Below are 11,777 nucleotides of genomic sequence, written 5' to 3'. Positions count from 1 at the left end.
GGAGCCCGAGCGGTCAGTCGTCGTCCTCGTCGGCGTAGCCCGCCGCGGAGAGCTCGGGCGCGATGAAGAAGTCCGCGATGTCGGCGGCCTCGTGCTCGACACGCGCAAGGGATTCCTCGATGGGCGCGCGCAGCCTTTCCGCCTTCTCCGCCTCCTTCTTCTCACGGCCTTCGACGAATTCGGGCATGACCTCGCGGGCGAACAGTTCCAGCGATTCACAGATGTGCTCGTGCTTGTTCTTGCCGATCTGCACCGAGAAGATGATCTGGTCGACGCCGACCTCCTCGTAGCGCCGGACGATGTCGCGGATCTGCTCCGGTGTGCCGATGCCCCGGCGCAACATGCCGACCTGGTCCATCATCGCCTGCTCGACCTGCGAGGCGGTGCCGTCCTGGGGCGGGGCGGCCGCCTCACGCGTGAAGCCCAGGGACTCCTTGGCCTCCTGGAAGCCCGCCCAGATGTCCGTGACGCCGGGCCGGTGCTCGCCGGTGACGTAGTAGTGCATCAGAGAGTACGAGAAGAAGTGCGCGGCCTCGAGACCGCGGTCCAGGGCGACTTCCTCGTCCTCGTGGCACATGAACGGCAGCACCATGGCCACGTTCGCGTTCACCGCGCGGCCCACCGGCCTGCACTCCTGCGAGGCCAGGGTGGTGTAGTAGGCGTCCACCCATTCACGGGCCTCTTCGGGATTGACGAACGAGAAGGCCAGCGCTCCCAGGCCCTCACGGGCGGCGTCCTGGATGCTCTCGCGGCGCGTGCACGCCCGCCACAGCGGCGGGTGCGGCTTCTGCTTGGGCTTCGGCACGATGTTGCGCGGCGGTACGTCCACCCAGGTGCCCTTGTGACCGGTGAACGGGGTCTCGGTCATCATCCGGACGATGACCTCCAGGGCCTCGTGCCACTGGTCGTACTTGTCCTGGAGCTCGATGCCGAAGGCGCCGACCTCCAGCTGCGAACTGCCTTGGCCGGAGCCGAAGTCGAGCCGGCCGCCGGAGATGAGGTCGAGCACGCCGAGCCGCTCCGCGACCCTCACCGGGTGGTTGACCGCGGGCGGCAGGTGGACAATTCCGTGTGCCAGCCGGATGTTCTTCGTACGCGCCGCCGCGGCGGCAAGGAAGACGTCCGGCGCCGACGAGTGCGAGTACTCCTCGAAGAAATGGTGTTCGGTCGCCCACGCGTAGTCGAGACCCAGCCGGTCGGCCAGCTCGATTTGTTCCAGCGCCTCGTTGAAAAGTCTCTCTTCACTGTCCTCAGCCCAAGGACGCGGCAACTGGTGATGGTAGATCAGGCCGAATCGCATGAATTCCTCCGCAGGACGAGAACCGCCGGGGCGGCTGCAGCACCCGACACTAGGACGCGGTATCGGGAATCGGATGGGGCCGCCCGGGCTATCAGGGGGCGGCCGGACGGTTTCAGGGGGTGGCCCCTGACGCCTTAGGGGTGCGGGGGGCCGGGCGGCGGAACTCGGCCAGGAAGAAGAGCAGGGGCTCGGCCTCTTCGTCCGCGATGTCCAGGTCCTGCACGCGGCCGACGGCGATCTTGTGGTCACCGCCGGGGTACACCGTCTCGATCGTGCAGTCGACCCAGGCGAGCGCGCCCGCCAGCCGGGGTGATCCGGTCACCGGGCTGGGCCACCACGTCACATCGGCGAACCTGTCGGCGCCGGGGACCGCGAACCGGCGGCACAGGTCCTCCTGGTCCGCCGCGAGGATGTTGACGCAGAACCGGCCCGCGCGCTGGATGCCCGGCCAGGAGCGGGAGAGCCGGGACACGGAGAACGACACCAGCGGTGGCTGGAGCGACAGCGAGACGAACGACTGGCAGGCGAACCCGACCGGCGGCTGCCCGGGCTCCGTCGCGGTGATGACGGTGACCCCGGTGCAGAAATGGCCGAGGGCCCGCCGCAGACGGGCGGGGTCCAGCCGCTCGTCACCGATCGTCTGCTCCGCGCGCGTCTGCGTCACCGATCCGCCCGCCGGTCGGTCGCCGCACGGCTGCCGCCGGATGCGGCGGGTGCCTCTTCGAGGATCACGTGCGCGTTGGTGCCGCTGATGCCGAAGGACGAGACCGCCGCCCGCCGGGGCCGTCCCGTGTCCGGCCAGGCCCTGTTCTCGGTCAGCAGCTCCACGGCCCCGGCCGACCAGTCCACCTGCCCGGTGGGCGCGTCCACGTGCAGGGTCCTCGGCAACACCCCGTGCCGCATGGCCAGCACCATTTTGATGATCGACGCGACACCCGCGGCGGCCTGGGTGTGACCGATGTTGGATTTCACCGACCCCAGCCACAGGGGCCGGTCTGCCGGCCTGCCGCGGCCGTACGTCGCGAGGAGCGCCTGCGCCTCGATCGGGTCGCCGAGCCGGGTGCCGGTGCCGTGCGCGTCCACCGCGTCGACGTCGTCGGCCGCGAGCCCCGCCTGCCGCAGTGCCTGCTGGATCACGCGACGCTGCGCCGGGCCGTTCGGCACGGTGATGCCGCTGGACGCGCCGTCGGAGTTGGTGGCCGCGCCACGCACGACGGCAAGGATCCGCCGGCCGTTGCGCAGCGCGTCCGACAGCCGCTCCAGCACCAGGATGCCCGAGCCCTCGCCCCAGCCGGTGCCGTCCGCGGCGGCGGCGAAGGACTTGCACCGCCCGTCCGGTGCCAGACCGCGCTGGGAGCTGAAGTACGTGAACGTCTCCGGCGTGGACATCACGGTCACACCGCCGGCCAGGGCGAGCGTGCACTCGCCGGAGCGCAGGGCGTGCATGGCCGCGTGCAGCGCGACCAACGACGACGAGCACGCGGTGTCCATCGACACGGCCGGGCCCTGCAGGCCCAGCGTGTAGGAGATGCGGCCGCTGGTCAGGCTGCCTCCGCCGTCGGCGCCGTCGTAGTCGTGGTACATGACGCCGCAGTACACGCCGGTCGGGCTGCCCTTGAGGGCCAGCGGATCGATGCGGGCGTTCTCCAGCGCCTCCCACGCCGTTTCCAGCACCACCCGCTGCTGGGGGTCGATGTCCCGGGCCTCCCGCGGGGACATGCCGAACAGGTCCGCGTCGAAGTCGGCCGCCTCGTGCAGGAACGCGCCCTCGAGCGTGACGGTCCTGCCCGGCTTGCCGGGTTCCGGGTCGTACAGCCCTTCGAGGTCCCAGCCCCGGTCGGTGGGGAAGGAGGTGACGGCGTCACGTCCTTCGACGAGCAACTGCCAGAAGGCGTCGGGCGATTCGGCGCCTCCGGGGTAGCGGCAGGCCATGCCGATGACGGCGACCGGCTCCGTGGCCTCGCGCAGCAGCCGGGAGTTCTCCTGCCGGAGCCGGTCGTTCTCCAGCACCGAGGCGCGCAGCGCGTCGACGATCCTGGCGGTGTCCGCCGCGGCCATCAGTGCTCCTCCTCGTTCGGTTCGGTACGGGCGAGGGCGGCGGCGACCAGGTCGTCGACGTCCATGTTCCTGATCTCCTCGGTGCGGTCGCCGTCGGCACCGGCAGGCTCCTCGGGGTCCGGCGCCTCCAGTCGCATCAGCGCGTCCAGCAGGCCGGCCGAGCGCAGGGCCGCGACCGGGATCGCGGCCAGCCTGCGCCGGACCTCGGCGTCGTCGTGCTGTGCGGGGGCGGACTCAGGGGTGTCGTCGGGAAGTTCGGCGGCCAGTTCGTCGAGCAACAGCCCGACCACGTCCGACGGCGTGGGGTAGTCGAACATCATCGTGGCGGGCAGCCGCAGCCCTGTCTCCGCGCCGAGCCGGTTGCGCAATTCGATGGCGGCCAGCGAGTCCAGCCCCAGCTCGGTGAAGCCCTTGCCCATGTCGACCGTGGCGGCGTCCTCGTGCCGCACCCCGGCGACATGGGTGCGGACCAGGTCGGCCAGCAGCCGTTCACGGCCGTCGGCGGGCAGGGCGGCCAGCCGTCGCAGCAGCCCGGCCCCGCCCTCCGGGTCCGCGGCCCGAGTGGGCGGCGCGGCGGTGGGGGCAGCGCCGGGCGCGGCGGCGGTCCGGCGGGCGGGAACGCCCACGACGTCGCGCAGCACGGCCGGGATCTCCGTACCCGTGGGGTCCGGCCGCAGCGGCACCAGGACCGGCTCGTCCAGACCCAACGACCGGTCGAAGAGGGCGAGTCCTTCGGCCGTGGTCAGCGCGGGCATGCCGCGGGCGGCCAGGCGGCGCGTCACCGCCGGGTCGGTGGCCTCGGCCATGCCGCTCCCACCGGCCCACAGGTTCCACACCAGCGAGGTGGCGGGCAGGCCCTGGGAACGCCGGTGCCTGGCCAGGGCGTCGAGGAAGGCGTTGGCGGCGGCGTAATTGCCCTGGCCCAGCGGGTCGAGCAGCCCGGCGACCGAGGAGAACAGGACGAACGCGTCGAGCGGGAGGTCCTCGGTCAGTTCGTGCAGTGCCCACGCCGCGTCGGCCTTCGGCCCGAGCACGCGGTCGAGCTGTCCGGGCGTCAGCGAGGTGACCAGTGCGTCGTCCAGGACGCCCGCCGCGTGGATCACGCCGGTGAGCGGGTGGTCGGCGGGGACGGCCGCCAACAGCCGGGCCAGCGCGTCCCGGTCGGCGACGTCACAGGCCGCCACGGTGACCCGGGCGCCCAAAGCGGTGAGTTCGGATGTGAGTTCGGCGGCTCCCGGGGCGGCCGGGCCGCGCCTGCCCGCCAGCAGCAGGTGGCGGACGCCGTGCTCCACGACCAGGTGCCGGGCAACTAGCGCGCCCAGCCCGCCGGTGCCGCCCGTGATCAGCACCGTGCCGTCCGGTCGCCAGGGCCGCTCGGCCGGTTCCGCCGGAACGGGGACGGGTGCCAGCCTCGGCACCCGCACCTGGCTGCCGAGCACCGACACCTCCGGTTCGGTCAGGGCGGCGACCGCGGCCAGCGTGCGGACCGAGGACTCCTGGCCGTCGAGGTCGACGAGCACGATCCGGCCCGGGTTCTCCGTCTGTGCGGCGCGGACCAGGCCCCAGACCGGCGCGACGGTGAGGTCCACGTGTGTGCCGTCGCCGTCGGCGGCGAACCAGGTCAGCACGGCCAGTCGGCAGGCGGCGAACCGGTCGTTGGCCAGGAAGGAGCGCACCGTGCCGAGCACTGTCCGCAGCGCGGCTCGGACCGCGTCCGGCACCTCGTCGTCGCCCGGCTCGACCGGCAGGAAGATCATGTCCGGGACGGTCCCGCCGGTGTCGATCGCCGCGGCGAGCGCGTCGAGATCGGCGTACACGGGGACGTCGGGGCGGCCGAGGTCGAAGCCGCCCCCGCCGAGCGCGGCCCAGCGGCCCGGTTGCGCGTCGACCGCGTCGCCCAGGGGCAACGGGCTCCAGCCGACCCGGAAGACGGAGTCCACGTGCCGCACGCCGGTCTGCGCGGCGGCGCCGGCGACCAGCCTGTCCGCGGTGACCGGTCGCACCACCAGCGACTCCACCGAGGCGACCGGGGTGCCGTCGGGGTCGGCGATGTCCATGCGGACCGCTTCGGAGCCGGCTTTCTCGTCGGAGCCGATCCAGTTGATGCGCACCAGCAGTCTGCTCCGGCCGCCCGCGGAGTGCAGCCGCACTCCGGTCCATAGGAACGGCAGTTGACCGGCGCCGGTCTCCTGCGGACTGCGGCCGCCGAGGAAGTCGGTGGCCGACATGGCCGCGTCCAGCAGGGAGGGGTGCAGCCGGTACGCCCGCGCGTCCTCCTCGGCGTGGTCGGGCAGCGCGACCTCGGCGTACAGGTCCCTGTCGCGCAGCCACACCGCGCGCAGGCCCCGGAACATCGGGCCGAAGTGGTAGCCCTTGCCGGTCAGGTAGTCGTAGACGCCGTCGATGTCCACCGGCCGCGCGTCGGCGGGTGGCCACTGGCCGGCGTCCTCCCACGGCACGGCGGGCTCGTCGGCCGTGGCCAGCCGGCCGGTGACGTGCCGGGTCCAGGGCACGGTGTCGGCCGCGTCGTCGAATCGGGAGTAGATCGCGAACGGGCGCCGCCCGGATCCGTCCGCCTCGCCGACGACGACCTGGACGGCGGCGCCGCCCTCGTCGGGCAGCGGCATCAGCTGCTCGATGACCAGCTCCTCGACGGTGTCGCAGCCGGCCTCCTCGGCGGCCCGCAGGGCCAGTTCGACGAATCCGGTGCCGGGCAGCAGGCCCATGCCCATCACCCGGTGGTCGGCCAGCCACGCCTGCGTGCCGGTCTGCATCGAGATGCGTCCGGTGAGCACGACGCCACCGCCCTCGGGCGAGGGCATCACCGCGGACAGCAGCGGGTGCGCGGCGTTGCGCTGACCGTGTCCGGTCGCGTCACCGAGCCCGTGCGTCGCCGCCCCGAGCGGCGGCGACAGCCAGAAGTGCCGCTTCTCGAAGGGGTACGTGGGCAGGTCGACGCGACGGGCGCCGATGCCGGCGAAGCACTCGGGCCAGCTCACCGGGATGCCCCTGACGTGGAGCCGGGCCAGGGCGGTCAGCAACTGGCCGCGCTCCGAGTGGTCGCGGCGCAGCGCGGGTACGACGAGCCGGCCGTCGCCGCCCGCCGCGTCGATCAACTCGTCGGCCATGGGGGTCAGCGCGGCGTCGGGGCCCAGTTCGAGGAACGCCGTCACGCCGCGTTCGAGGAGAGCGCCGATCCCGTCGGCGAAGGCCACCGTCCGCCGCACGTGGTCCACCCAGTAGTCGGGCGAGCACAGCAGTTCGGCATCGGCCGGGCGACCGGTCACGTTGGAGACGACCGGCATCCGCGGTGCGGTGTAGGTCAGTTCCGACGCCACGGCCCTGAAGTCGTCCAGCATGGCATCCATCAGCGAGGAGTGGAACGCGTGACTGACCCGCAGCCGCGTCGCCCTGCGGCCCTGCGCGGCGAAGTGACCGGCCATGCGGGTCACGGCGTCCTCGGGGCCCGAGATCACCACCGACCGCGGTCCGTTGACAGCTGCGATGCTCACCCCGTCCGACAGCGCGCCGCGGACCTCTGCCGGCTCGGCCCGCACCGCGGCCATCGCGCCGCCGGCGGGCAGCGCCTGCATCAGCCGCCCGCGCGCGGCGACCAGCTTCGCGGCATCGGGCAGGCTCAGCACCCCGGCCACGTGCGCGGCCGCCAGCTCGCCGATCGAATGCCCGGCCACGAACTCCGGCCGCACACCCCACGACTCGACGAGCCGGAACAGCGCCACCTCGACGGCGAACAGCCCGGACTGCGCGTACACCGTCCGGTGGACCAGGTCCTCGTCCTCGCCCCACAGCACGTCCCGCAGCGGACGGTCCAGATGTCCGTCGAGGTGGTCCACGGCGGCATCGAACGCCTCGGCGAACGCCGGGTAGGCGGCGTGCAGTTCCCGGCCCATGCCGAGCCGCTGCGCGCCCTGCCCCGTGAACAGCACCGCGAGGCGGCCGCGCGTGTCGGCCGTGCCGGTCACCACCCCTTCCGCCGGCTTCCCGGCGGCCACGGCGTCCAGACCGGAAATCCGCGCCGCCCTGTCGCCGCCGAGCACCACGGCCCGGTGCTCCAGCGCGGCCCTCCCGGACGCCAGCGACCAGCCGACGTCCGAGTCCGCCAGGTCGTTGTCCGCGACGTGCGCCGACAGCCGCTCGGCCGCGGCCCGCAGCGCGGCGTCGGTCCTCGCCGACAGCACCCACGGCACCACGTCGCCGGCGCCTGCCTCGGCGTCCTCGGGACGCCCGGCGCCGTGCGGTGCCGCCACGTCCGCGGGCGGTTCGGCCACGTCCGTGAGCCGGGCCGCCACGTCCGCGGGCGGTTCCTCGACGAACAGGTGGGCGTTGGTGCCGCTGAGTCCGAAGGACGACACCGCCGCCCGGCGCGGGCGGCCGTCGCGCGACCATTCCCGCGGCCGCGTCAGCAGCTCCACCGCCCCGGCCGACCAGTCGACCTGGTCCGACGGCTCGTCCACGTGCAACGTCCTGGGCATCACACCGTGCCGCATCGCCTGCACCAGCTTGATCACCCCGGCTACCCCGGCGGCGGCCTGCGTGTGCCCGATGTTGGACTTGACCGACCCGAGCCACAACGGCCGGTCGGCCGGGCGCCCCTGACCGTAGGTGGCCAGCAGCGCCTGCGCCTCGATCGGGTCGCCGAGCGCGGTGCCCGTGCCGTGGCCCTCGACCATGTCGACGTCACCGGGTGACAGCCCCGCGGCGGCCAGCGCGGCCTCGATGACCCGTTGCTGGGACGGGCCGTTGGGGGCGGTGAGGCCGTTGGAGGCCCCGTCCTGGTTGATCGCCGAACCGCGGATGACGGCGAGCACCGGGTGCCCGTTGCGGCGTGCGTCGGAGAGCCGTTCCACCAGCAGCAAGCCGATGCCCTCGGACCAGCCGGTGCCGTCCGCCGCCTTGGCGAACGCCTTGCACCGGCCGTCCGCGGCCAGGCCGCGCTGGCGGCTGAAGTCCACGAACACATCCGGCGAGGGAAGTACGGTCACACCGCCCGCCAGGGCCATGCCCACCTCGCCCTGCCGCAGCGCCTGGCAGGCGATGTGCAGAGCCACCAACGAGGAGGAGCACGCCGTGTCGACCGTGACCGCGGGGCCCTCCAGTCCGAGGGTGTAGGCGACGCGGCCGGACGCGATGCTGGCGCCGCTGCCGCCCGACAGGTACGCGGCGATCTCCTCCGACACATGCTGCTGGACCCGTGTGCCGTACTCGGTGTACATCACGCCGACGTACACGCCGGTCCGGCTGCCGCGCACCGAGGCGGGGTCGATGCCGGCCCGCTCGAACGTCTCCCAGGCGCCCTGGAGCAGCAGTCGCTGCTGCGGGTCCATGGCCAGGGCCTCGCGGGGCATGATCCCGAAGAACTCCGGATCGAACTCGCCGGCGTCGTGCAGAAAACCACCGGTGCGTACGTAGGTCTTGCCAGGAGCGCCCGGCGTCGGATCGAAGACGCCGTCGACGTCCCAGCCGCGGTCTACGGGGAAGTCGGTGATCGCGTCCCGGCCCTCGTCGAGCAGTCGCCAGAGGTCCTCGGCCGAGTTCACGCCGCCCGGGAACCGGCAGTGGATGCCGACGATCGCGATCGGCTCGTCGGCCGGGGCCGCGGGCGGGGCAGCGGGCAGAGCGGTGGTGGGCGCGCCGCCGGTCAGCCGGGAGACGATGAACTCGGCGGCCGAGGTGGCGTTGGGGTGGTCGAAGACCAGTGTGGCGGGCAGCCGCAGGCCCGTGGCGGAGTTCAGGGCGTTGCGCAGTTCCACCGCCGCCAGCGAGTCGAATCCGAGGTCCGAGAACGGACGGTCGGCGCGGATGTCGTCACCGCTCGCATGGCCGAGCACGGTGGCCGCACGCGCGCGGACCAGGTCGACCACGATCCGCAGCCGCTCCGCCTCCGTGACCCCGGCCAGCTGCCGGGCCAGCGCCGAGGCACCCGCGTCCGCCGTGGCGGCATGGGCGACGCTGCGCCGGGTGGCGCCGCGTGCCGGTCCGCTCAGCAGCGCCGGTACGTCGCCCCTGGCCCGGATCGCCGGGCGGTCGATCCTCAGCGCCGCCGCGAACGGTTCGCCGGACGCGACGGCCGCGTCGAGCAGGGCCAGCGCGTCGCCGGGGTCCAGCGCGGGCAGACCCGCCCGCCCTACGTGCGCCACGTCGGCGTCGAGGGCGGGGTCGGGCACCTCGGGGTCCCGGGTGTCCCAGAGGCCGAAGGCGACCGACGTGGCGGGCAGGCCGAGTGCCGCGCGGTGGTCGGCGAGGCCGTCGAGGAAGACGTTGGCCGCGGCGTAGTTGCCCTGCCCGGCCGCCAGGACGAGACCGCCCGCAGAGGAGAACATCACGAAGGCGTCGAGGTCGTCGTCGCGGGTGAGTTCGTGCAGGTGCCAGGCCGCGTCCGCCTTCGGCGCGAGCACGGCGTCCAGCCGCTCGGGCGTCAGGTCCGTGACCAGGCCGCTGTCGGGGACACCGGCCGCGTGCACCACCGCGCTCAGCGGGTGCTCGGCGGGAACGCCCGCCAGCACGGCGGCGAGCTGCTCCCGGTCGGCGACGTCGCAGGCCGCGACAGTCACGGTGGCGCCGAGTCCCACCAACTCGTCGCGCAGGGCGGCCGCACCAGGTGCGTCGGGGCCGCGACGGCTGACGAGCAGCAGGCGGGACACCCCGTGCCGGGCGACCAGGTGCCGGGCGACCAGCGCGCCGAGCCCACCGGTCCCGCCGGTGATCAGCACGGTGCCGTCCGTGCTCAGGTCCCACGGTGCCTCACGCGGGGACGCGTCGCGCTGCCCGGGTGCGGGCTCCGTCGTCAGGCGCGGCACGGTCACCCGTCCCGCGCGTACGGCGAGTTCCGGTTCGGCCGACTGAGCCAGCCCCCTGAGCACGGCCGCGGATTCCGCCGTGTCGTCGATGTCGACCAGTCCGAACCGGCCCGCGTGCTCGGCCTGGGCGGCCCGCACCAGTCCCCACACCGACGCTTGTGCCGGTTCCACCGGCTCCCCCGCGGCCGTGGCCACGGCGCCACGGGTCACGAACACCAGTCTGCTGTCCGCGTACCGCTCGTCTGCCAGCCACGACTGCACCGCGGCCAGCACCTCCCGGAGGATCGCGCGACCGCCCGTGAGCGGGTCGCCTCCGGCCGGCGAAACGGACCGGAACACCACGGGCGGTACGACGTCCACTGCCGCCGGGTCGGGGTGTGCCGCGAGTCCGGTACCGGGCAGATCACCGATCAGTACGGCGGCCGGGACCTCGCCCGCGGGCACCGGGACCGGAGTCCACCGGAGCCGGAGCAGGTCGTCGGGCCGGCCGCCCCGGCCGAGCTGGACGGCCGACACCGGGCGCACCGACATCTGCTCCACGGTGGCCACCGGCTTGCCCGCCGGGTCGGCCAGGCGCATGGCGCACACCTCGTCGCCGCGCAGCCGCTCCAGATGCACCCGCAGGGCGGTGGCCCCCGTGGCGTGCAGAGTCACACCGGACCAGGAGAACGGCAGAAGTGTGTCGCCGTCCACCGCACCGTGCTCACCGAGCTGGTCGGCGTGCATGGCGGCGTCCAGCAGCGCCGGGTGCAGCCCATAAGCCGCACCGTCGCCGCCCTCGGGCAACTCGACCTCGGCGTACACGTGGTCGCCGCTCCGCCATGCCCGGCGAAGCGCCCGGAAGACGGGGCCGTAGCCGTAGCCGCGCTCGCGCAGTCCCTCGTAGAAGCCCTCGACCGGCAGCTCGGCGGCGCCGGCGGGCGGCCACTCGGTGAGGTCGAAAGAGGGTTCGCCCACCGTCGGGGACAGCGCGCCGGTGGCGTGCAGGGTCCACGGCGCGTCGTCGTCGGGCCGCGAGTGGATGGTCAGCGGCCGGACTCCCGCCTCGTCCGGGGCACCGACCGCGACCTGCACGGTGACAGCGCCGGTGGCCGGAAGGACCAGGGGCTGCTGGTGCGTCAGCTCGTCCAGGCGACCGCAGCCGACGTGGTCGCCCGCCCGGACGGCCAGTTCCACGAAGCCGGTGCCGGGCAGCAGCAGGCTGCCGAGGATGTCGTGGTCGGCGAGCCATTCCTGGCGGCTCGGGGAGAGCCGTCCGGTCAGGATGACGCGGTCGGCGTCTGCCGTAGTGACGGCGGCGCCGAGCAGCGGGTGCTCGACGGGCTCCAGCCCGGCCGAGCCGACATCGCCGGCGGTGCGGATGGGCGTCAGCCAGTAGCGCTGCCGTTGGAAGGGGTAGGTGGGCAGGTCGATGTGCCGGGTGCGGCGGCCCGTGAGGGTGCCGGTCCAGTCGATGTCGAGGCCGTGGGTGTGGAGCCGGCCCAAGGCGGTCAGGAGGGTATGGGGTTCGCTGCGGTCCCGGCGCTGGGCGGGGACCAGGACTGCGTCGGTGTCATCGGACAGGCAGTCCTCGGCCATGGTCGAGAGCACCGCGTCGGGGC

General features: G+C 73.7%; 3 protein-coding genes and 1 pseudogene. All 4 read right to left on the bottom strand.

The window, feature by feature from the left end; translation table 11 throughout:
* Positions 1–13 precede the first annotated feature (13 nt).
* The 4 genes and pseudogenes from ACF08N_RS21655 to ACF08N_RS21640 all read right to left on the bottom strand — a co-directional run bounded on the left by ACF08N_RS21655 (position 14) and on the right by ACF08N_RS21640 (position 11,661).
* Positions 14–1,270 carry an LLM class flavin-dependent oxidoreductase gene (locus ACF08N_RS21655; RefSeq protein ID WP_392326279.1) on the bottom strand — a complete coding sequence of 419 codons (1,257 nt, stop codon included), beginning with the start codon at positions 1,268–1,270 and terminating at the stop codon, positions 14–16.
* 142 nt (positions 1,271–1,412) lie between these two features.
* Positions 1,413–1,964 (bottom strand): flavin reductase family protein, encoded by a 552-nt coding sequence (locus ACF08N_RS21650; protein ID WP_392326278.1) that lies wholly within the window; start codon positions 1,962–1,964, stop codon positions 1,413–1,415.
* Between the two features lie 44 nt (positions 1,965–2,008).
* A pseudogene (locus ACF08N_RS21645) lies at positions 2,009–3,322 on the bottom strand (type I polyketide synthase); the annotation flags it as partial.
* Between the two features lie 35 nt (positions 3,323–3,357).
* Positions 3,358–11,661 carry a type I polyketide synthase gene (locus tag ACF08N_RS21640; RefSeq protein WP_392326277.1) on the bottom strand — a complete coding sequence of 2,768 codons (8,304 nt, stop codon included), beginning with the start codon at positions 11,659–11,661 and terminating at the stop codon, positions 3,358–3,360.
* Positions 11,662–11,777: the final 116 nt, after the last annotated feature.

It is taken from the genome of Streptomyces sp. NPDC015127 (genome assembly GCF_043080095.1).
In the GTDB taxonomy this organism is placed as follows: domain Bacteria; phylum Actinomycetota; class Actinomycetes; order Streptomycetales; family Streptomycetaceae; genus Streptomyces.
This window is presented reverse-complemented; position numbering and strand designations above follow the sequence as displayed.